The sequence below is a fragment of the Nocardiopsis sp. TRM 82005 genome, from assembly GCF_056312425.1.
In genome coordinates, this window is the sequence record NZ_JBWDTQ010000010.1 from 209,542 (window position 1) to 230,242 (window position 20,701).

Consider the following 20,701-nt stretch of genomic DNA (forward strand, 5'->3'; position numbering starts at 1 on the left):
ACGACCAGACCGAACGGAAGGGCGTACCGATGGGTTTCGCTCAGCTGTACTACACCTCGTGCGAACACGGCCTGTCCGGCTACGCCGGTTACCAGTTCAACGCGGCGACGCCCGGAGTGGATCCCCGGGTCCTGCGGGAGGTCGAGCGGTTCACCGTGTACGAGCCGCCGAGGTCGTACACGCACGAACGCGTGGACGACCACCCGGTCAACCTCTGCTACTCGCCCGACGTTGGAGGGGTTCCGGTGCTGAGCCGCGTGGTCTCCAGCGGGGACGATCCGTCGGGCCGCCCGGGCAACTACTTCGCGCACAGCCTGGTGGCCTCCGGGTCGGGGGGAACGGGTCCACTGCCCGCGGAACTGTGGGAGGCCGACTTCTGGGCGGAGGCGCCGGTGGGCACCTCCGACCTGTCGGGGCTGCCGGAGCTGTCGGAGATGGAGGTCGGCCCGGGTCCCTTGGACCGGGAGCGCACCGACGCGTGGGTCCGGCGATGGCCTCCGGAGATGGTGGCGCGGCTGCTGCTCGCCGCCGACGACGCCGTGGACGGCGCGCGCCCACTGGTGCTGGTGGCCGACAGCGCGTCCGTGGCGTACTGGGTGGCCGCCCTGAGCCACCTGTTCTCGCCGCGACGGGCACGGCTGCTGTCGTTCGCCACCTACTGCGGCAACCCCGACGAGGCGCTCGTGCACGTCATCGGTGTGCCCCCGGGGACGGACACTGCGCTGTGGGAGGGCCGGTTCACGGTGTACGCCCCGGATTCGGACCCCGTGGACATGCTGTCCGAGCCCGAGGCACGGGCGTGGGCGGTGGCCGACCGGTTGGCCAGGCTGGGAACGCGGCGGGCGGCGGCGCTGTGGCGCCGTGCGGAGCTGTACGCATCGGGCCGGGAGGGGCCCCTGGCCGACTGGCGACCGGTACTGGCCGCCGCGGCGCTGCTGGACGGTGCCGTCCCGCGTGGGAGGGACCTGAGGACGGTGCGCGAGTGGCTGCCGAAGGCGGTGAAATGGCTCGCGCCGGAGGACGCGGCCGCGCTGGTCCACCGGGTCCTGGACGCCGACGCCGCGTCGTCGGCGCGGCCGCGCGAGGACGTCCCGGGCGTGTCCGTCGGCGGCCCGGCCTGTGAACCGGCGGGCAGGACCCTGGTCAGGGCGGCGCACGGAGTCCGCGGGGGGATTTCGGCGCTGGGCGGGTCGGCGTGCGCGGCCGTAGGGGAGGCCGGGGCCGGGGAACCAGCGGACGCGGCCCTGGACCACGAGGCCCTGGCCGGGTTGCAGCAGGTGGCACACCACCTGGGCGGTACGGCCGGGGTGACCGAGCGGCTCGAACGCGTGATGGTGCGCCGCTCCCTGGACGACATCGCCGCGGGCAGGCCCGCCCCACCGGTGGCGCCGATGCGGGCGGAGTCGGTGCGCGGGGCGGCGCGTGACCGTGTCGCCTCACTGCTGGACGGGGAGCGGGGCGAGGTCTGCCCCGACCGTGCCGTGGAGCTGCTGCGCTGGGCACGCGCGGGCGGGCTGGCACCTCCCGCGGCGAGCCTGGAGCGCTACGGCGGCGAAGTCCTCGCACCCCTGCTGGCCGGTTCCCGCCTCCCCGATCCGGCGATACGCACCCTGGTGACCGCCCACCCCGGAATGCGGCGGGGCGCGGCGGCGGGGCTGACGGAGCTTCCACGCGACCGGTTGGCCGTCCTGGCGACCGGGCCGGTGGGTGCCTTGTTCGCCGATGACCGCGACGGTTCCAGCGCCTCCCTGCGTGAGTTGCGGATCCTGGGGGCCGACAGCCGCGCGGACCTTCCGGGCCTGCTGTCGTATGTGGTGTCCGTGCGCCGGGAGGGGCGTGCGGCCAAGGCTCCCGGCCTCGCCGACCACGACGTGGACGAGGACCTGCTCACCGGGGTCTGGGGGCCGGGCCACGGACCCCGGGCCGTTCTGCTGACCCTGCACGTCCTGCGGCCCGGGGTCCTGGTCGCGCCGGAGGTGGGCGACTGGGTGGCCGAGGCGATGACGTTCCCGCCCGCGACGGGCCAGGAACGGGAGTGGCGGGAGCTCGTGTACGAGGTCTCCCGGCACTGGCTGCGCGAGCGGCTGCCGGAGTCCGGCCAGCGCGTGGTGACGGAGTGGGCGCGGGTCCGTCCGACCCTGGTCGCGCTGCGTGCCGCCGGGGACGATCGGGGACCGGACCGGCTCGACGCCGTGTACGGGGCCGCCACGGACACCCATCCCGTGGTGGAGGAGGTCGTCCGGAGGCTGGTGGTGCGGATGCTGCTGGGATGGCGTCGGTGCGCGTCACTGGCTGAGGCGCTGCGCAACTGCCCGGTGGAGGTGTTCGAGGCCTACTGCGGGGCGGTGGCCCTCCGGCTGGCAGACGAACGGCCGGACACGGCCACGGCGGCGCTGGTGTACCGGGCGGCCGGGCATGAGGCGCTGACCGGGCACGGGCGCTCCCAGTACCTGGACGCGTCGGTGCTCTCGCCCGCCGTGGCCGGATGGCGGCGGCGCCACGTGGCGAGGATGCGCAGGCAACTGCCCCGTGACTCGGGCGGCGACTTCGACGAGTGGACCCAACGGTTGCGCGGGCCCCGCGGACGCGGGTTGCTCGGAATGGGCCTGTGGGCCGGCGGGCGGCGGTCATGAGACGCACGGTGTTCCTGAGACCACGGAGCGACGACGGCGGCGCGCAGATCGGAACGGCGCTGCTGGTGGCCGTCGGGGCGCTCCTTGCCCTGGTGGTCGTCTACCTGCTGCGGTGGTGGCTGTTCGCGGGCCTGGTGAGCGCCGTGGTGGTCTTCGGGGGCACCGCCGTCGTGACCGGGTGGTGTGTCCTGGTGGGTCTGTACCTGCGCCGTACACACGCGGTGATGTTCGGCGGCGGCCATCCGAACGAGCCGTTGCCGGGCAGCCGGGACGACCCCGCCTACCGCTCCTACCACGGTGGTCCTGCCTGGTGGGACCTGCGCGCGGTGTTGGGCTGGTGCTGGACCGTCGCGGCGCCGTGGAGCGTGTTCCTGCTGCCGCACCTGCTGGTCCACACCCTGGTGGTGGGCGCGTACCTGGCCGCGGCGTGGACGGTCGTCGGTGCGCTCCGGCTGGCCGACTCCGGGCTGTTGCTGCTGCGCCGGATCCGGATGGTGTGCCCGGGATGCTTCCTGCGGCTTGGTTACCCGGCGTACCTGTGCGCGCGGTGCGGTCGGCGGCACGGTTCCATCCGGCCCGGGGGACGGGGGCTGTGGCGGCGGTGGTGCCTGTGCGGGGCGCGTCTGCCGACGCTGCTCCTGCTGGGGTCGGCGGACCTGGACGCGCGTTGCCCGCACTGCGACCGGAGCCTGGAGCACCGTCCGGGCGAGGCCAGGGAGTTCGTGCTGCCGCTGTTCGGGGGGACGGGCGCGGGCAAGACGAGGCTGGTGACCGGTATGCACCTCGCACTGGCGCAGGCGGCGCGCAGGGCCCCGGAGGCGTACGTGGAGCCGGTGGGCGAGGAGGCGGTGCGGCGGTTGCGGGACTGTGAGCGGATGCTGTCGGCGCGGACCCCGCCCACACCGCCCGGGCGCGAGGTGCGGGGATTGACTGTGCGGGTGGGTTCGGGGGGCAGGACCCTGCTCATGCAGCTGTTCGACGCGGCCGGCGAGCGGTTCAACCAGTCGGTGACCGCCGAGGAGCTGGCCTATCTGGGCAAGGCGTCGACGTTCGTGCTGACGGTGGACCCGTTGGGGATCGAGGCGGTGTGGCGTTCGCTGACCTCCCAGGAGCGGTCACGGCTGGCCGGGGACCGGTCGCACACCCGTGATCCGGAGCTGGCGTACGGGGCGGTGCGCGACGAGATCCGGCGGCAGTACCGCATGTTGGGGCACGGCCGCCTGCCCGGGCGGGGCCGGACACGTCTGGCGGTGGTGGTCACGCGTGGCGACCTGGTGCGGGGGACGGCTGTCGCGCCCGACGGGGTGGGCCCCCGGGAGTGGGCGGAGCGGACGCTGGGGCTGGGGAACCTGCTGCGGGACGCGGAGGCCGACTTCGGCGAGGCCCGGGTGTTCCTGACCTCGGCCGTCACCGACGGGACCGGACGGGCCGATCCCAGCCTCGGCTCCCTGCTGCGGTGGTTGCTGGCCGAGGAGGACGACGCGTTCACCGCGATGCTGACCGCCCCGGAGCCTCCGGGCCCCCGTCCCGCACGGTCCGAGTCGGAGTACGCGGAGGGAACCCGATGACCTACCAGGGACCGGAGCACCGTGCCGCCCGCCGGACCGTCGCCGTGGTGACCTACGCGCTCACCGGGGCGCTGACGGTGGCAGCGGTCGTCGCGCTGGTGTGGCTGGGCGCGGTGACCGTGCAGAGCGTGTGGACCTATGCCCTCGACAGAATCGCCGAGGGTTCCTGATCCTCCGCCCGCCCGGAACGACGGACCCGGCACCCGTGCGCTGGGCCTCGGCGCCCTGGACGACAGCAGCCGGACCGTGTCCGGATCCGGCCACCTCCCCCTGAAGAGCCGCAACCCGCCGGGACCCGCCTGACCAGGCCTTTCATCGAACATGGAATCCGGTACCGGCGCACTCACCGGTGGTCACAACTGCTAACTTACGGAAGCACCTCCACCCATACCCCCCATTCCCGACCGAAGGAGTCCCCCCGACATGGCACAAGAGGCTGGCGGCAACCCGGTCGAGGGAATGCAGGGCGGCGAGTACGCCGGGACCCTGGCATCGGCCATGGCCGGGATCGCCGACATGTTCGACCTGCTCATGGAAGACGCCAAGACCGCCTCGGGCAACACGGACGTCTCCCTCGGCTTCGGAGCCTTCAACAGCGACATGTACCCCCTCTTCCAGGACGTCCAGGAACACGGCCTGCAACTGGCCGACAACATCCAGGCGGGCGCTGGCGAGATCGCCCTGAACGACGTCGAGTCCTCCGAGGACTACGACACCCCATGGGGATCCCACCGGGACATCAACTTCGACTGACCCTCACTCATCCCCACATCGGCAAGGTAGACCGTGGCCTCGTTCCAGCTCTTCTTCTCCCCCCCGCTCCATCGAGTCCTTCGAGAGCATCATCCGACCCGTCAGTGAGGACCTCACGGTCCTGGAGGCCCGCCTGCTCGGCAGGGCCGACGACCTCGAAGGCGGGTTCGACTCCGCGGCCACCCATTTCACCGACATCATCGCCTGGGACATCACGAGCCTGGGCTCCGAGGACTACCAGCTCTGGGTGGACGCCGCCGTCAACCTCCGATACGCCAGGGACGTCAACGACGCATGGGCGGACTACGTCAAAGAGTTCTGGGACACACGGGACGAAATCTGGGACGACTGGGACGAGGCCGTGGCGGCCAAGGCCGCGCAGGTCCCCGACGCCTACCAGGGCACCACGATCACCGCCACCACCCCGGACCCGGCGCACTGGTTCGACTCCGACGCCAAGAAGTGCCGCGAACTCTACGACGAGCTCAGCGAGTACCTGGAGGAGATCAAACAGCGGGAACAGGACAACTGGGACAACCACGAGGAGAACGCGACCGACATCTTCGCGAGGCTCGTACAGGGTCCCACCGACGTCAACGTCCAAAAGCTCATCGACGGCGGCTACGCCGACATGGCCTACGCCAACCTCGATCCCGACAAGTACCTGTCCATGGAGTCCGACTTCGACCTGTCCCCGGAGTCGGCCGAGGAGACCGCTGAGGAACTGGCGCCCTACTGGTCCGGAGACAAGCCGCTGGACGAGCGCTACCACGAACTCATGCTGGTCATGAGCATGATCGGCACCAACGCCCGCAACGCCCAGAACGACGGCGAACCGCTGGACAGCGAGGAGATGGCCTTCCTCGACGCCTTCTACGACCGGTTGGAGTCGGAGAACGTCTCTGACATGGGCGTACTGGGCATCCCAAGTCAGATGGAAGGCGACCACCTGACCGACGAGGAGCGCGAGCACGCGCTCGGTGTACTCGGAGACGGCCTCCTCGCACTCTCCGACCACGGACTCGGAGGAGGTTACTACGACCTGCCCGAGAGCGTGCAATTCGCGGCGGAGGAAGGATTCCTCATGGCCTCCGGAGGCGGTGCCTCCGGATACGGAACGAACGGCCTTGCCGAACTGCTCCGACACACCAGCGACGACATGGAGGCCGGATACGGGTTGTCCAACACGCTGACGATGTCGATGGGCATGTTCGCGGCATCCGACGCGGTCGAAGGCATGAACCACTCAGAGGACGACATCACCGCCCTCCTCGACGTGTCCACCCGGAACAGGGACGCCAACCACGACCTGCTCACGGGCGAATACGTGCACCCCTTGTTCGCCGACACGGAGAAGACGGACGGGGAGACGACCTACCCGACCCTGGAAGCGAACGGGTTCGATACACCTCAGGACATGATCGACCACGTGCTCGAGGGGTTGTTCACCTACGACTGGAACGATGACGGCGAATCGGCGAGCGGGATCTTTGACTGGATCGCCGAGGACACGTTGAACGGCACTCCGGAGGGGCAGGAGCGAGCCGGACATGCTGCGGCGGGGTTCATCGAGACGGTCACGCGCCCGGAGCTCTTCGCGGCCCTCACCGGTGTGGAGAACGCAGACGGCGGAGCGGACATCCCCATGGGAGAGGTGAACCCCGACGTCGCGCTGAGCATGGCCGAAGTGTTCCACGCCTACGTGGACGATTTCGGTGTGGGGACCCAGGATTCCGGAAGTGCCGAATTCCACACCGATGCCAGTCCGAACCAGTTCGCCTTCGCCCCAGACGGGAATGTTCTCCTGGTCGATGACATGAACCGGGTCAGGTTCATGGAACTAGCCATGGGTGACACCGAGGCGGCGTCCAACATGTACGCCTCCATCGAGGGCAGGAACACCATCGTCCTCAACGACGCTCTGGAGAACGAGGATTTTTCTGAGGAGACCGTTCGCTCCGGAGGGCGGCTCACATACCTCTTCGATTCCGCTTTCGATAACTATGCCACAGGGAGATACGAGCGCGGAGAGGACGCTTACCAGCAGGAGGTTGACATCAAGAAGAGGGGGTGGGGTATTGTCATCGGCTCCGCGGCCGGACCCATTCCTTATGCGGGCGGCCTGATCGGTGATGGCGGCAAGGAGATCGCCAACCACCTGATCGAGAGCAACGCCGATATATATTCCAGCCTCTCCGAGGTCGAGGGTGGTATATCCGAGGAAGATATCCCTCAATACAGCAGAGATGCGCTTCATTTCGACATTCAACTTCAACTCGTGAACGATATGGTCGATAATGGTGAGATCGACCCGGCGAGTCTCCCTAGGGAGATCATCAGGGAGGACGGCTCTGTGTCCCGTTCCTACGAGGAGGTGGGTGCCCGTGGGAATAGCCCTGCTTCTTTGATTGAACTCGTCGCCGACGAGGTTCTCGATGGAGATAACGAGAATCTTGCCTGGGAATACGCGGAGCAATTCGATGATGGAAACAGCTCGTTCGAGGGAGGAAACCTTCGAGCGGATGACACCAATGAGTACAACACGCACATCAATCCTGAACGTCGAAACTGACATGGCCGGTCGGAGCCCGAGGATGAAGCAGTAGAACCATGAAGACTGTCCGTAGACGCCTGCCCGTGTTGGGAGGCCTGATCGGCCTCCTGGCCCTGCTCCTCCATCTGATCCTCACCTGGGTCGGAACGTCTCACGTGTCAGCTCCGCCGTATGTGCTCTACGGGCCTTTGGTCGCCACACTTCTGTTCGTGGTCACCTGGCTCTGGGACGTGCGAGCGGAGGCCGATGAGGCTTCCACGGTGAGATCGGTCCTTCTCTGGGCGGCTCTGGGGATCGCGGTTCTGGTCGTGTCCGTCGCCTTCTCCCACATGAGCGGGTACGCGGAGGTCGAACTCTTCCCTGGGGAGCGGTATCGGCTCATGCCGACCGTGGCGGTCACCGCTGTGGTCGGCGGACTTCAGGTACTCGTCGCGGCGGCCGCGATCCTGCTCGACCGCAGAGAACACGCTGTTCCTGGTGGAGCGGTAGTGGTGTTCCTGGCCTCGATGTCGGTCCTGGTGGTTCCTGCCGGAGTCGGCGTGGTGGCCGAGGGTGCGCTCCGATCTCCGAGGCCGGGGGCGGAGCATTTGGTCGCGAGCGTCGAGCCTTCGGTCCGTGGGATTCCGGACGAGACCGAGGGGGTGCCGCGTGCACTGGACCTTCCGCGAGAGGCGGTCCGGGGGCTGGAGGCGATCTCCCCGGGGGTGCTGTTGCAGCTCGGGGACGGAGTGATGGCGGTGGATCCACTTACCGGTGAGGAGTTGTGGCGTTACCGTACGCCCGGATCGGACACACGGACTCTGGTCGCTCCTGATGGAGACTCGCTCGTACTCGAGAAGTATCCTCCCTCGACCGATGGCGCCCCCGGCCCTGCGACGGTGCGGGTCACCCTCGACGCGATGAGCGGCCGGGTCCTGCACCGTTCCGAGGATTACCAGAGGCTCCTGACGGACGAGGTCTTCCCTGTGGCGCACGACTCCGAGAACGCGGATCCCCTGGAAGGCGAGAGCGTCGTCGTGCTGACGGAGGCGCGTGCTCCGCTGGAGGTGTACGGGGCATCGTCGGGCGCCCTGCTGTGGAAGTTCGAGGAATCACCGGAATGTGTTCCCGATGGGGAGGACACCGTTCTCGACCTTGAGGTCACCCACGACCTGGTCCTCGCGTCGGTCCGATGCCTGAGCAGTGGAGCTGGCGGGGCCGTTCCCGTGGTGCACGCTTTCGACGCGGACACCGGTGACCTGCTGTGGACACACGACGCCGCGAACCCGAACGGCCCCGCGGGTAGTGCCATCACGGTTTCCTCCGACGGCACAGTGCTCTACCACTACGACGTCTATTCCGACGCGTACATCACCGTCGATACCCGCAACGGTAAGGAACTCGCCGATGGAACGTGGCAAGACCCCCGTCCAAGTGAGGAACGGCTGGAGGAGGATCTGTGGAAGAACGTGATCGGAGACGGCGTGCTCCTGGGGTCGGATCCGACGCTGACCCTCACCGACGCCCAAGGCTTGCCCACACACACGTTGGAACTGCCGCCCCTAGAGGCGGCGTCACGGAAGACGGACATCACCGACGGGCACCTCTATACGGTCGAGTGGCCTGAGGGGACGGGACCGGCCACCCTGACGGCTTACCCCTGGGACGGTTCTACTCCCCTCATCGTCGAGAACGTCCTGGGACGGGACCTTTCACCGGACGAATGGGCGGGAATCCGTGTGGTCCCGGGGGCGGTCGTCGTCTACATGGGCGCGTCCGGCGTGATCACGTCCGCGGTCGCGGTCACCTGACCCCCTGTCCACGAGCTTTGGCCCGGACGCCTGTCCATCCCCACCGTTCCCGTGGACACCCCCACGAGGCCGTTGCGGGTATCGTCACGGCCTCTCCTGACGGGTGAGGGCCATGGCCTTGCGGTGAGCAGCATCGTGCAAGCCGGGGACGCGGCATGAGCGGTGGCCGCCCCAGGGGGTTGGAGAAGCGTGCGGCGGCGGCCCTCTGCGGCGGAGCGCCGCTGCCAGCTCTACCCCGGGGCGCGTGGTGGGCGGCTCCCGGTGTACGACTCCCGGCGCACGGTAGGCGCGGGACATCTCGCAAACCTGCATCTATACCCCAGATCCACCTCAACCGCTCCAAACACCCATGTCGACACAAAAACAGTGCACAACCAAAAGTAATTATGTCGTTACATGGAGTTACCCATCTGGCGCGAAGGGGCATCTTCCTGCACAACTCCACGTCATCGGGACGGGGAGGATCGCAGAGGAGACTCCCGTATGCACAAGGCAACCGCCACCGCGGCCGCACTGGCTCTGCCCGTGGGCCTCGTACTGGCCGCAGCCCCCGCGCAGGCCGACCTTCCCGCAGGAGAGACCACAGCCCTACACGCGCAGATCCAGCCGTTAAACGAGCACGGGGCCGGCGGCACCAGCACCGTCGAGCTCCAGGGCACGAGGATGACGGTCCAGGTCCACGCGACCGGGCTCGCCCCGGGCCTTCCGCACGCCCAGCACCTCCACATCGGCGGTCAGCACACGTGCCCGCCCGGGCTGGACTCCGACAAGGACGGCGACGGGTTCGTCAGCACGGTCGAGGGCATGCCCTTCTACGGCCCGGAGGCCGTGTCCCTGACCACCGAGGGCGGCACCGGAGCCGAGCACAAGCTGGCCCTGGACCGTATGGCCGTGGCCGACGAGGACGGCAAGCTCGAATACCAGCGCACCTTCGAGGTCGACGAGAACGTCGCCGAGCGGATCAAGAGCGGCGAGGCCGTGCTCGTCCAGCGCGGCATCGACACCGACGGCAACCGGGAGTACGACCTCAACGGCGCGGGCAGGAGCGACCTGGACGAGGCGGTCCCGGCGGAGGCGACCCATCCTGCGGCCTGCGGCTCGCTCACGGCGGCCCCCGAACGCGGTATGGACACCGGCTTCGGCGGCACCGCGGGCATTTCCAGCGCCGGAATGATCGGCCTGGGCGCCGCTCTCATCACGGTGGCGGGGGCCGTGGCCGTCGCCGGGCGCCAGCTGCTGCGCTCCCGGACATGACGGCGCTTCCGGACACCGGTCGCCGGGCGGACGCGACGGACGCCGAACGGTCCGGACCGTCCCAGGGCCGCCGGGCGATCTGCTCGGCGGCCGCCCGGTCCGTGTCCTCTCTCGGGGTGCTGGTCATGGCCGCGGGACTGTGGCAGAGCGGCGGAGTACCGTCCGCCTCGTTCGGAACCCGGCCGCCGGCCTCCGCGGAGGCCGGTGCCGAGTCCGTCCTGACCCGCGCCAGACCCGTCGGACTCACCATCCCGGCGATCGACGTGGACTCCACCGACCTCGTCGCGCTGGACGTGGACGCCACCGGGACGCTGGAGGCACCCGAGGACACCGACACGGTCGGGTGGTACGAGTCGGGCCCCTGGCCCGGCCAGGCCGGACCCGCGGTGATGGGCGCGCACGTGGACTCCCTCAGCGGCCCGGCGGTCTTCTTCCGGCTGCGTGAGCTGGGCCCCGGGGACGAGGTGGCCGTCGCGCGCGCGGACGGCACCGAGGCCGTGTTCAGCGTGTACGAGGTCCGGGAGTACGACAAGGACACCTTTCCCACGCACCGGGTCTACGGTTCCACGGGGAACCGGGCCGAGCTGCGCCTGGTCACCTGCGGCGGCGAGTTCGAGCGGCACAGCGGCAACTACACCGGCAACGTGGTCGTCTACGCCGAGTTGGAGCCCCCGGCGTGACCGCCCCTTCCAGCCCCTTTGCCGCGTCTCCCGTCCGCCTGTGGCACAGTGTCGGCCATCGCGGCGGCGGCCGCTCGCCCCACTGGCACCAGACGGCGTCCCGGTCCGCCGCCTGACCCGCTTACCCAGGGAGGACGACCATGGCGGTCTTCGCCATCACCTACACCTACGCCCCCGACAGCACCACCGCGCGTGACGAGCACCGTCCCACCCACCGGGAGTACCTGAACGAGCTCTCCGAGCAGGGCGTCAACCTGTGCTCGGGCCCGTTCGGCCCCGACGACGCCCCCGGCGCGCTCCTGCTGTTCCGCGCCGCCTCCAAGGAGGAGGCGCTCGCCCTGACCGAGAAGGACCCCTTCCGCGTGCAGGGCCTGGTCGCCGAGGTCGGGGTCCGGGAGTGGAGCCCGGTGCTGGGCCCGCTGGCCGAGCACTTCTGAGCCGACCGGGACCCGCGTACCCGCGCCGGGGCCGGTCGCACGGCCGGCTCCAGCCCCCGCTCACCGCTCCGCATCCGCCTTCGCCTCCGCATCCGTATCCGCATCCGCATCCGCATCCGCGGCGAGGCCGTTGTCCCTCATCCAGCGGGGGTCGGGGGCGACCATCTGTAGGACCTCGACGTAGAGCCCCTCCGGACCCGAGACCTGGAAGCGGCGCTGTCCCCAGGGCTCGTTGACCAGCGGCATGACCACCTCCACCCCCGCCTCGCGCAGACGCCTCTCCTCGGCGTCCACGTCCGGCACCAGGAAGGCGATCAGCGACTCCGACCTCCCCGAGCGCAGGACCTCGTGCGTGGACGGGTGGTCGCGCAGGACGAAATCGACGGAGAGTTTGGGGTGGTCCTTGTGCTGGGTGTTGAGGTACCAGCCGAGGTCGATGTTGACGGTGAAGCCGAAGTGCTCGGTGAACCACTCCGCGCTGGCCCGCGGATCGTCGCAGAGCACGGCCATGCCGACGAGTTCGATATCCACGCTTCCTCCAGGGTTCGCCACTTACAACTACAAGCAAAGTACTAAGGTTAAAGTGGTAACACAAGCGGATATCTCGTCACCAACGCAGGAGGAGGCCACGGGCCATGCGACAGAACCCGGAGCGCAGGCGCGCACTGTTGGACGCGGCCATCGACGTGCTCGCGGAGGAGGGGGCCCGCGGGCTCACCTTCCTCGCGGTGGACAGCCGGGCGGGGGTGCCCAGGGGGACCGCGTCGAACTACTTCGCCAACCGCCCCGAGCTCCTGCTCCAGGCGGGCGCGCACGTCCACGTGCGCCTGACCCCCACCGAGGAGTTCATGGCACGGTTCCTGGACGCGACGCCCTCACGCGAACAGATCCGCCTGGGGATGCGCGATCTACTACGGCGAGTGGAGGCCGACCCCAACGGCTACCTCGCGCTGCTGGAGCTGCGGCTGGAGGCCAACCGGCACCCGGGCATCCGCGAGGAGCTGACGCGCACCGTCCGAGGCACCCTGGAGGAGAACGTTCGCCAGCACCTGGAGGGCGGCCTCCCCGGGGACCGCGGCACGGTGGTCACGCTCTACCTGGCGATGACCGGCCTGCTGGTGGAGCACCTGACCCTGCCCGAGGTGCTCAGCGACGACGGCGTGGAACACCTGGTGGACCGGCTGGTGGACACCATCGTTCCCGAGGGTCCGCCCGGCCCCTGACACGCTCGCGGCCCCCGACACGCGCGGCCCACACCCTCCAGCCCGCGCCCCTCCCCCGGGGCGGCGTTCTCCACACCCCCCGGGGGGGCACGGGCCCTACGGGTGCATGGCCGGGGTTGGCTGGAGGCTCCGCGCCGGGGCCCGTCAGCGGTTCGGGGCCGAGGCGGCGAGGGGGCCGGTCACGCCGTGGGCGGCCTACCCGGGGACGTCGTGGGTTCGGTCGCCCTGACCGGACTGGTTGGACTGCTGAAAGGCCTGCTGTGCCTGGTCCTGGCGCTCCCACCGCACGAAGCGTTCGCCTTCGCCGAGCGCCATGGTGGTCAGCCACACGGCGACACCGACGTCGTCGGCCAGTCCGAGCAACGGGATGAACAGCTCGGGAACAAAGTCGATCGGCGAAATAATGTAGACCGCCAGCACGAGCATTCCGAGCAGTTTGGCGGTGCTCAGCTCGGGGTAGCGCCCGCGTAGCTTGGCGCCGATCATCCGTGGGACCGCACCGGCGCGCTTCCACACTGAGACGTCACCGCCGGTGTTCTGGACGACCTGCCAGGCGGCGGCTCCGGCCGCGGCCCGATTTGCCTTGCGCATCGTTGGCCTCCTCAGGGGCGCGTGGCTTCTCAAGATATGACGCGAATCCTCCCTGATTCGTTCCCGCATGGCACCAGTCCAATCGCGGACGAACGCCGCCGCGTCCGTACGGCCACTCCTCCGGGAAGAGTTGTCCACAACCTGGCCAAGGGCACTGGTGTGGCGGGAAGGGGGAGGGCATCCTTGGAGACGGAAGGACGGGAGGCGCCAAACCGCGACAGGAGACCACTCGACGATCAAGACCAGACACGAAACCCAAACGACTCGAAAACGGTCACATGCCAATCTGTCCACGTGTTGGCCACATGCGGCCAACACCAACGGCGTCCCCGCTGAGGACCGGAGACGCACACGGACACGGTCCGATCCCCTTCCGCCAGCCAAGGAGTCCCGACACCCGAGTCACGTCCACCGACCTCACACCCCCAAACCCCTCCACCACCCCGCACCTCGCCTGCAAGGGCGACAAATGCGAGGCCTCCCGCGCTCCGCCACACATTCGTTACGATGCGTCCGAGTGGCACCTTCGACGTGGGAGGCCGCTCAGCAGTCTCCCCCAGTGCGCAGAACCGATGGAGCTTGCCCAGTGTCCAGAGCCCTACCTCGGTCGGCGACGACCGTCGCCCTGTTGGCGGATATCCCCAGCACGGGCCACGTGGGCGAGGCCGGGGCCCGGCGGTTCGCGATGCGCGGAGAGGGTATCGGCGAGCGCAGCGCCGCGTTCGTCGCCTTCGCCAGGGAGGAGACCGACGCGGGCCGCAAGGTCGTGGCCCTCTACCCCTCGTGGCGCTCCTCCGACGCCGAGCGGGCGGTCAACTTCGCCCGCGGTGCGATGCGCACCGACCACGTCGCCGGGATCAGCGCCGACCTCTCACCTCTGGCCCTGTCCCTGGTCGCCGACCAGCTCGCCTACCTCGCCCCCTACCTACCGCCGGGCATGGTCGCCGCGCTCTGCGACGAACTGCCGCGGCACCTGCTCGCGGGAGCCTGGCTCAAGACGGTCTCCGGCCTGTCCACCATCCCCACCTCGATGCGCCAGCACATGGGCTCCTACGCCCCCACGGTGTCCTTCCTCGCCTACTGCGCGCCCACCCACCAGGTGGGGCGCATGCGCCCCACCGACATCGCCCGCACCCTTCCCTTCCGACCCGTGCAACCGGTCCAGCTGCTGTGCTCCACACCCGACCCGGGCATCACCGGTGTCTTCGACGACAACCTTCCGCAGGCCATCCAACCGGTGGCGACCCGCACCCTGCCCGCGCAGCCCCTGGGCCCCGAGTACTGGGGAACCGCCAAGTACGTGGAGTTCGTGGCGCTGAGCGCCCATCCCCAGGCCCTGGCCTACGCCGCCAGCTCCATCCGCGCCTCCGGCTGCTCCTGGTGCGGCGAGCCCATGTCGGCCCGGCGCTGCCCCTTCTGCTCGGCCAGCGCCGCCCGGGCCTCCACCCCGCGGACCGCCCCCCGGCCCGTCAACGGTCACGGTCCGCACGGCGCCCCGGCCCCCGGGCCCGCACGTCCTTCTTCTCCCGCAGGGCCGGTGCCCGTCCCGAAGCGTCCGCCCCCACCGTCCACCGACCGCACGGAGGACCCGCCGTTCGCGGAACGCGCCCAGCGTCCCGAGACATCCAGGACCCACTCCCGCTAGGGACCGCCCCCGCGCCCCGAACGGACGGCCCGCGACGACACTGGAAACGGAAAAGCAACCCCTATGAACCCCCGTCAGCGACGCGGCGTCCTGCTCATGGCCGTTGCCGTTATCGGCGCCGTCGCCGTGTTCGCCTCCGTGTTCACCTACCTCAACAGCCAGCAGGAGCGCCTCGGTGACTTCGCCACGGTCCTGCGGCTGACGGAGGACGTCGACGCCTACCAGCCCGTCGGCACGGACTCCGTGGAGCGGGTCCAGGTGCCGAGCACGTACTTCGACCCGGAGGTCTTCCTCACCGACCTGTCCGACGTGGACACTCCCGCCGATCAGCAGCTCGTCGCCGCCTCCCACCTGGACGCGGGCGTGTACCTACAGCACGGCATGGTTCAGGCCCAGCCCACCCTGACCACCGGTGAGCGCGAGATCGCCATCATGGTCGACGCCGAGACCGGCGTGGCGGGCAAGGTGCGGCGCGGGTCGTTCGTGGACATCTACGGCACCTTCCAGCCGCGCGACCACGGCGAGGCGTGCGCGGTGCGGGTCATCACCGAGGTGGAGGTCCTCGACATCGGTGAGCTGCGCGCCCAGGAGAACGAGGGCGGCGGGGTGGCAGGGGTGGTTCCGGTGACCTTCCGTCTGGACTCACAGTCCGCGCTCCAGCTCGCCTACGCGGAGGACTTCTCCACCAAGCTGCGGCTGGCCCTGGTGAGCGCCGACGGCGGCGGGACGCCCGAGGACTCCGAGTTCTGTAGCGGGGACTTCGACACCCTCGTCGACGGCGGATCGCCCGACGAGGGCGATACGAGCAACGAGCGGCGTGTGCCGCATGGGGGGTAAACGTTGAACTTCCGTGTCCTGGCGGGCATGCCCACATCCGAGTCGGAGATGGTGCTCGCCGCGCGTTTCGAGGAGCTGGGCAGCGCCGAACTGGTGGCCTCCCGGCCCACCACGTCGGCGCTGATCGACGCGGCCGGGGAGTTCCCCGACATCGACGTGGTCCTCATCCACCAGGACCTGGGTCCGGCACCGGTGTTCGACGCCATCCGCGACCTGTCCCACCGCCACCCACAGCTGGCGATCCTGCTGGTCTCGCCCACGATGGACCCCGACACCTTCACCGGGGCCATGGAGGCCGGCGCGCGCGGGGTGATGCCCGACGACTCGGGGATCGCCGAACTGGAGACCCGCATCACCAAGGCCGCCGAGTGGTCGCGGACCCTGCGCCGCCACCTGGAGTCGGCCTCCCTGGACCTTCCCGCGTCGGGGGTGCGCGGACGGGTCGTGGCGATCAGCGGCGCCAAGGGAGGCGTGGGCACCACCACGTGCGCGGTGCAGCTGGCGATGGTCGCGGCCGCCGCCGACCGGGTGGTGTGCCTGGTCGACCTGGACCTACAGACCGGTGACCTGCCCGCGTTCCTCAACCTGCGGCACCGCCGCTCCATCAGCGACCTGGTGGAGGCCGGGGACGACATCACCCCCGGGATGCTCTCGGAGACCCTGTACGTGGATCCGCGCGGGCCGCACGTACTGCTCGCCCCCGAGCACGGGGAGCGCGGCGAGGACGTCAACGCCCGCGCCGCCCGGCGGGTGCTGAACGCGCTGCGTTCTCGCTACGAGCTGGTGGTGGTGGACTGCGGGTCCACCATGAACGAGGCCACCGCGATGGCCGTGGAGCTGGCCGACAGCGCGATCGTCACCGTCACCCCGGACGTGCCCGCGATGCGTGGCGCCCAGCGGCTGATGAGCATGTGGGAGCGGCTCCAGGTACGTGCGCACGAGGACGTGCACTCGTTGGTCACCCGGCACAGCCGCAAGAACGAGATCCAGCCGGACTTCCTCCAGCAGCTGCTGGGCACACGGGTGCTGCGCACGCCGGTCCCGGCCGCCTACCGGGCGCTGGAGCCGGGGGAGAACAACGGCGACCCCACCAAGGTGACCGACGAGGGGCTGCGCAAGGCCTTCGCGCGACTGGCCGCGGAGCTGGACCTGCTGAGCCCTCCCGCGCAGTCCGGTCAGGGCGGGAAGGGGGGCTCTCCCACCCCGCCGGGCGGGCTGGGCGGCTTCGCCTCCCTCTCCGACCGGCGCGCCGCCACGCCCTCCACCCGCGACGTGTCCGGTTTTCTGAACGCCTCAGGACCCGACCAGGTCCGTGTGGCGGGCAACGGCCACTCCTCCGTCCCGCCGCTGGGCTCGCCCTACGGCGACCGGCCGGGGCCCGGACCGTACGGGGGCACGGGGGGCCACGGTGGGTTCGGTGGCTGAGTCCGGGCGCCGCCGGGTCCGGTGCGGCGCCGACCGGTGGGAGGGCCGCGCCCACGGGGACGTAGGCACGCGACACCGGGCTGGCCGCTCCCCTCACCGCGACGACCGCGGTGGGGTCATCGTGGAGTTCGCCGCCGCGGTGCCGTTCCTGATGCTGGCGCTGGCCCTGGTGTGGCAGGTTCTGCTGCTCGGCATCACCGCCATGTACGCCTCACACGGCGCCGCCGAGGCCGCCCGCCAGGCCGCCGTGACCCCCGACGACACGGCGCGCGTGGACGAGGAGGCGCGCAAACGGGTTCGGGCGCCCTGGGACGGCCAGGAGGCGATGACGGTGGAGATCGTGGAACGCGACGGCTCCCGTTTCGCGCAGGTGACCCTGGCCATGCCGATCTTCCTGCCCGGGGCCTCCGGGCCATGGGACGTCACCGGGGAGGCCAAGGTGGTCACAGAGGTGGAACCGCTGGGGGTGACACCGTGAGCACGGAGTCGATCAGGGGCCACGGTCCGACTCGTGCCCGCCGAACGGGCGGGCGCTGGGGTGCCGGGCACCGGGAGCGGCGGCGGATGCTGCTCGGAGACCGTCCCGGCCGGGACGGCGACCGGGGCGGCCCGCTGCTGGAGTTCGCCGCGGTCTTCCCCGTGCTGCTCCTGGTCGCGGTCATCGCGATCGAGGCCTTCCTGGCCTTCGTCGCGGTCGAACGGCTGGAGTCCGCGGCCCGGGCCGGAGCGCGGGTGGCCGGGACCGAGCGGTTGGAGGGCGCTGGGGGTGCTGAAGATGCCGCCCGCGACGCGCTGCCGTCGTGGCTGGAGGAGGCGACCGTCACCAGCGGTGTCAACGACCACGAGGGCTTCTACGTGGAGGTGTCGCACCCGCTGCCGATCGTGTTCTCGTCAGTGGGTTTCGACCTGACGCTGACCCGGCGCGTGGACATGCCCGATGTTTGAGGCGGGAGCGGTGCGCCGTACCCGCACTGGGGAAGGAGAGCGTGGCCATGGGCCTGAAGGACCGCCTGGAGGAGGACCGCGTCGTCGAGGGGCGCGCCGACCGCGGCAGCGTCACACACTGGCGGCGGCGCCTGCTGGAGGAGATCAACCTTGAGGACCTCACCAGGCTGACCCTGGCCCAGCGCCGGGTCCGCCTGGAGAAGGTCGTGGGCCACATCCTGACCCGCGAGGGCCCGGTGCTGTCGGAGCGGGAGCGCTCGATGCTCATCCGCCGGGTCGTGGACGAGGCCCTGGGACTGGGTGTGCTGGAGCCCCTGCTCGCCGACGAGACCGTCACCGAGATCATGGTGAACGGGCCCGACAACGTGTTCGTCGAGCGCGGCGGCCGCATGCAGCGGGTGGACGCCGCGTTCAACGGCGAGGAGCAGCTCTACCAGACCATCGACCGCATCGTGTCGCTGGTCAACCGCCGTGTGGACGAGGCCTCCCCGATGGTGGACGCGAGGCTGCCCACGGGCGAGCGCGTCAACGTGATCATCCCGCCGCTGTCGCTGTCGGGCCCGGTCCTGACCATCCGGCGCTTCCCCAAGCCGTACCCGGTCGACGAGCTGGTGCGGATGGGCAGCCTGGACTCGCCGACCGGCATCCTGTTGGCGGCGATGGTGCGGTCCCGGTTCAACATCGTGGTCTCGGGCGGTACCGGCACCGGCAAGACGACCTTCCTCAACGCGCTGTCGACGTTCGTGCCCTCCGACGAGCGCATCGTCACCATCGAGGACTCAGCCGAGCTACAGCTGATGCAGGAGCACGTGGTGCGGCTGGAGACCAGGCCGGCCAACATCGAGGGCCGGGGCGAGATCGCCATCCGCGACCTGGTGCGCAACGCGCTTCGGATGCGCCCGGACCGCATCATCGTCGGCGAGGTGCGCGGACCGGAGACCATCGACATGCTCCAGGCCATGAACACCGGCCACGACGGCTCACTGGTGACCGTGCACGCCAACTCGGCCGACGACGCCATCCACCGGTTGCAGACCCTGGCCACCCTGGGCGAGAGCAACGTGCCCTACGACGCGATCCGCGACCAGATCAACAACGCGGTGGACGCCATCGTGCACCTGGGCCGCTGGCCGGACGGATCCCGGCGGGTCAGCGAGATCGCGGTGGTCTCCTCCCAGCGGCGCGAGGAGTTCCGCCTCGATCCGGTGATGCGGTTCGCGGCGATGCCCATGGGGCCCAACCGGGCCGTGGAGGGCGAGTTCCAGCACTTCCCGCTGCCCCGGCACATCGCCAGTCGGATCTACCACGTGGGCGAGGCCATCCCCGCGTCCTTCGGGGTGGTTTCCGACGAACAGCCCCGGAGCGGCTGGTGAACCTCTCCCCCGCGCCCGTGCGGGCGCGTCCCCCGACCGTATTGGAGTCCCGGTGAACTGGCAGTTCGTGGCGATCCTCGGCGGCTTGGCCGTGGTGCTGTTGCTGGCGCTGTGGTCACTGTGGGAGTTCGTGGCCAGCGCCCAGCACCGGCGGCTGATCGCCGCACGCAGCGCCCTGGACCAGGCCGAGTACGAGGCGTCCACGTCCATGGCCCGGCTGGACGCGGCCATCTACCGCACCCGGTGGGGTGCACGGCTGTACCGCAGGATCGCCCGTTCGGGCGCGGAGGTACGCCTGTCCGCGTTCGTGCTCGCGCTGGTGGGCGGGTCGCTGCTGGCGGTCGTCGTGGTCTGGCAGGTGCTGGCGCCGTTCTTCGGCCTGCTGGCGGCAGCCGGGGTGGCGTTCCTGTTCTTCTCCTACCTGAACCGGGCCGAGGCCAAGCGGCGCGAGGAGTTCACCTCCCAGCTGCCGGACCTGGCGCGGGTGCTGGGCAACGCGACCTCGGCGGGCCTGGCCCTGCCCACGGCCGTGGCGATGGCCGCCGACGAGCTGGACGGGCCCGCCGGTGAGGAGCTGGGGCGTATGGCCGAGTCGATGAAGCTGGGGGCCAGCTTCGAGGAGGCCGTCGGGGAGCTGCGCGAGCGGATGCCCTCCCGCGAGCTGGGGGTGCTGCTGTCCACGCTGGTGGTGGCCTCGCGCTCGGGCGGCTCCCTGGTCACGGCACTGCGCAACATCTCCACCACGTTGGAGAACCGCAAGGAGACCCGGCGCGAGGTGCAGACCATCCTCAGCGAGACCACGAGCACCGTGTGGGCGCTGGGGTTCATGTCGGTGGGCGCGCTGTTCCTGATCAACGCCATCGAGCCGGGCATCATGCGCGTCATGACCACGTCCGTGGCGGGGGTGACGGTGCTGCTGGTGGTGGCCGCGCTGTTCGCCATCGGCTTCGTGCTGGTGTCCCGCATCACCAAGTTCGACCTGTGAGGACCTGC

At 70.1% G+C, this 20,701-nt stretch carries 19 protein-coding genes; 17 read left to right on the plus strand and 2 right to left on the minus strand.

Going from position 1 to position 20,701, the window contains the following annotated elements:
• The first annotated feature begins 29 nt into the window (after positions 1-29).
• From AC0T5L_RS07305 to AC0T5L_RS07345, 9 genes are all read left to right on the plus strand, one after another.
• Positions 30-2,633, plus strand: a complete 2,604-nt coding sequence (locus AC0T5L_RS07305; RefSeq protein ID WP_476164617.1) for a GTPase-associated protein 1-related protein — start codon at positions 30-32, stop codon at positions 2,631-2,633.
• Positions 2,630-4,201: a TRAFAC clade GTPase domain-containing protein gene (locus AC0T5L_RS07310; protein WP_476164618.1), complete on the plus strand. Its 1,572-nt coding sequence runs from the start codon at positions 2,630-2,632 to the stop codon at positions 4,199-4,201. Before AC0T5L_RS07305 ends, AC0T5L_RS07310 begins: the two co-directional genes overlap by 4 nt.
• Positions 4,198-4,371: a hypothetical protein gene (locus AC0T5L_RS07315; RefSeq protein ID WP_476164619.1), complete on the plus strand. Its 174-nt coding sequence runs from the start codon at positions 4,198-4,200 to the stop codon at positions 4,369-4,371. Before AC0T5L_RS07310 ends, AC0T5L_RS07315 begins: the two co-directional genes overlap by 4 nt.
• Positions 4,372-4,624: 253 nt before the next feature.
• Positions 4,625-4,954, plus strand: coding sequence for a hypothetical protein (locus AC0T5L_RS07320; protein ID WP_476164620.1), 330 nt, complete (start codon positions 4,625-4,627; stop codon positions 4,952-4,954).
• Between the two features lie 247 nt (positions 4,955-5,201).
• The gene (locus tag AC0T5L_RS07325; RefSeq protein ID WP_476164621.1) at positions 5,202-7,526 is read left to right on the plus strand and encodes a TPR repeat domain-containing protein; all 2,325 of its coding nucleotides are present in this window, start codon (positions 5,202-5,204) and stop codon (positions 7,524-7,526) included.
• Positions 7,527-7,564: 38 nt separating this feature from the next.
• The gene (locus AC0T5L_RS07330; protein WP_476164622.1) at positions 7,565-9,298 is read left to right on the plus strand and encodes an outer membrane protein assembly factor BamB family protein; all 1,734 of its coding nucleotides are present in this window, start codon (positions 7,565-7,567) and stop codon (positions 9,296-9,298) included.
• A gap of 483 nt (positions 9,299-9,781) precedes the next feature.
• Positions 9,782-10,552: a hypothetical protein gene (locus AC0T5L_RS07335; protein ID WP_476164623.1), complete on the plus strand. Its 771-nt coding sequence runs from the start codon at positions 9,782-9,784 to the stop codon at positions 10,550-10,552.
• Positions 10,549-11,232, plus strand: coding sequence for a class F sortase (locus tag AC0T5L_RS07340; protein ID WP_476164624.1), 684 nt, complete (start codon positions 10,549-10,551; stop codon positions 11,230-11,232). The genes AC0T5L_RS07335 and AC0T5L_RS07340 overlap by 4 nt, the downstream gene beginning before the upstream one ends.
• A 140-nt stretch (positions 11,233-11,372) precedes the next feature.
• On the plus strand, positions 11,373-11,669 hold the full coding sequence (locus AC0T5L_RS07345; protein WP_476164625.1) for a YciI family protein: 297 nt from the start codon (positions 11,373-11,375) through the stop codon (positions 11,667-11,669).
• A 60-nt stretch (positions 11,670-11,729) separates the two neighbouring features.
• Here the strand turns inward: AC0T5L_RS07345 and AC0T5L_RS07350 are convergent, their stop codons facing one another.
• A complete protein-coding gene (locus AC0T5L_RS07350) occupies positions 11,730-12,200 on the minus strand; it encodes a VOC family protein (RefSeq protein WP_476164626.1) in 471 nt (156 codons plus the stop codon).
• A gap of 104 nt (positions 12,201-12,304) precedes the next feature.
• On the opposite strand from AC0T5L_RS07350, the gene AC0T5L_RS07355 reads away from it, so the two are divergent.
• Positions 12,305-12,892: a TetR/AcrR family transcriptional regulator gene (locus AC0T5L_RS07355; protein ID WP_476164627.1), complete on the plus strand. Its 588-nt coding sequence runs from the start codon at positions 12,305-12,307 to the stop codon at positions 12,890-12,892.
• Between the two features lie 195 nt (positions 12,893-13,087).
• Here the strand turns inward: AC0T5L_RS07355 and AC0T5L_RS07360 are convergent, their stop codons facing one another.
• A complete protein-coding gene (locus AC0T5L_RS07360) occupies positions 13,088-13,483 on the minus strand; it encodes a YkvA family protein (RefSeq protein ID WP_476164628.1) in 396 nt (131 codons plus the stop codon).
• A 586-nt stretch (positions 13,484-14,069) separates the two neighbouring features.
• Between AC0T5L_RS07360 and AC0T5L_RS07365 the strand changes: the two genes are divergently transcribed.
• The 7 genes from AC0T5L_RS07365 (at position 14,070) to AC0T5L_RS07395 (ending at position 20,693) form a co-directional block, all read left to right on the plus strand.
• Entirely contained in the window at positions 14,070-15,128 is a 1,059-nt protein-coding gene (locus tag AC0T5L_RS07365; protein WP_476164629.1) for a hypothetical protein, read from the plus strand.
• A 63-nt stretch (positions 15,129-15,191) separates the two neighbouring features.
• Positions 15,192-15,965 (plus strand): Flp pilus assembly protein CpaB, encoded by a 774-nt coding sequence (gene cpaB / locus AC0T5L_RS07370; RefSeq protein WP_476164630.1) that lies wholly within the window; start codon positions 15,192-15,194, stop codon positions 15,963-15,965.
• 3 nt (positions 15,966-15,968) lie between these two features.
• Positions 15,969-17,390: a CpaE/TadZ family protein gene (locus tag AC0T5L_RS07375; protein ID WP_476164631.1), complete on the plus strand. Its 1,422-nt coding sequence runs from the start codon at positions 15,969-15,971 to the stop codon at positions 17,388-17,390.
• 121 nt (positions 17,391-17,511) lie between these two features.
• Complete coding sequence (locus AC0T5L_RS07380) at positions 17,512-17,868, plus strand: pilus assembly protein (protein ID WP_476164632.1); 357 nt, start codon at positions 17,512-17,514, stop codon at positions 17,866-17,868.
• Between the two features lie 86 nt (positions 17,869-17,954).
• Positions 17,955-18,335 (plus strand): TadE/TadG family type IV pilus assembly protein, encoded by a 381-nt coding sequence (locus AC0T5L_RS07385; protein ID WP_476164679.1) that lies wholly within the window; start codon positions 17,955-17,957, stop codon positions 18,333-18,335.
• A 47-nt stretch (positions 18,336-18,382) separates the two neighbouring features.
• Positions 18,383-19,708, plus strand: coding sequence for a CpaF family protein (locus AC0T5L_RS07390; RefSeq protein WP_476164633.1), 1,326 nt, complete (start codon positions 18,383-18,385; stop codon positions 19,706-19,708).
• Positions 19,709-19,760: 52 nt separating this feature from the next.
• Entirely contained in the window at positions 19,761-20,693 is a 933-nt protein-coding gene (locus AC0T5L_RS07395; protein ID WP_476164634.1) for a type II secretion system F family protein, read from the plus strand.
• The last annotated feature ends 8 nt before the right edge of the window (positions 20,694-20,701 follow it).

Bases quoted from the DNA above. Each gene is read 5' to 3' on its own strand.
- AC0T5L_RS07305 (WP_476164617.1), top strand. From the start codon at position 30: ATGGGTTTCGCTCAGCTGTACTACACCTCGTGCGAACACGGCCTGTCC.
- AC0T5L_RS07310 (WP_476164618.1), top strand. From the start codon at position 2,630: ATGAGACGCACGGTGTTCCTGAGACCACGGAGCGACGACGGCGGCGCG.
- AC0T5L_RS07315 (WP_476164619.1), top strand. From the start codon at position 4,198: ATGACCTACCAGGGACCGGAGCACCGTGCCGCCCGCCGGACCGTCGCC.
- AC0T5L_RS07320 (WP_476164620.1), top strand. From the start codon at position 4,625: ATGGCACAAGAGGCTGGCGGCAACCCGGTCGAGGGAATGCAGGGCGGC.
- AC0T5L_RS07330 (WP_476164622.1), top strand. From the start codon at position 7,565: ATGAAGACTGTCCGTAGACGCCTGCCCGTGTTGGGAGGCCTGATCGGC.
- AC0T5L_RS07335 (WP_476164623.1), top strand. From the start codon at position 9,782: ATGCACAAGGCAACCGCCACCGCGGCCGCACTGGCTCTGCCCGTGGGC.
- AC0T5L_RS07340 (WP_476164624.1), top strand. From the start codon at position 10,549: ATGACGGCGCTTCCGGACACCGGTCGCCGGGCGGACGCGACGGACGCC.
- AC0T5L_RS07345 (WP_476164625.1), top strand. From the start codon at position 11,373: ATGGCGGTCTTCGCCATCACCTACACCTACGCCCCCGACAGCACCACC.
- AC0T5L_RS07355 (WP_476164627.1), top strand. From the start codon at position 12,305: ATGCGACAGAACCCGGAGCGCAGGCGCGCACTGTTGGACGCGGCCATC.
- AC0T5L_RS07360 (WP_476164628.1), bottom strand. From the start codon at position 13,483: ATGCGCAAGGCAAATCGGGCCGCGGCCGGAGCCGCCGCCTGGCAGGTC.
- cpaB (WP_476164630.1), top strand. From the start codon at position 15,192: ATGAACCCCCGTCAGCGACGCGGCGTCCTGCTCATGGCCGTTGCCGTT.
- AC0T5L_RS07385 (WP_476164679.1), top strand. From the start codon at position 17,955: ATGCTGCTCGGAGACCGTCCCGGCCGGGACGGCGACCGGGGCGGCCCG.
- AC0T5L_RS07390 (WP_476164633.1), top strand. From the start codon at position 18,383: ATGGGCCTGAAGGACCGCCTGGAGGAGGACCGCGTCGTCGAGGGGCGC.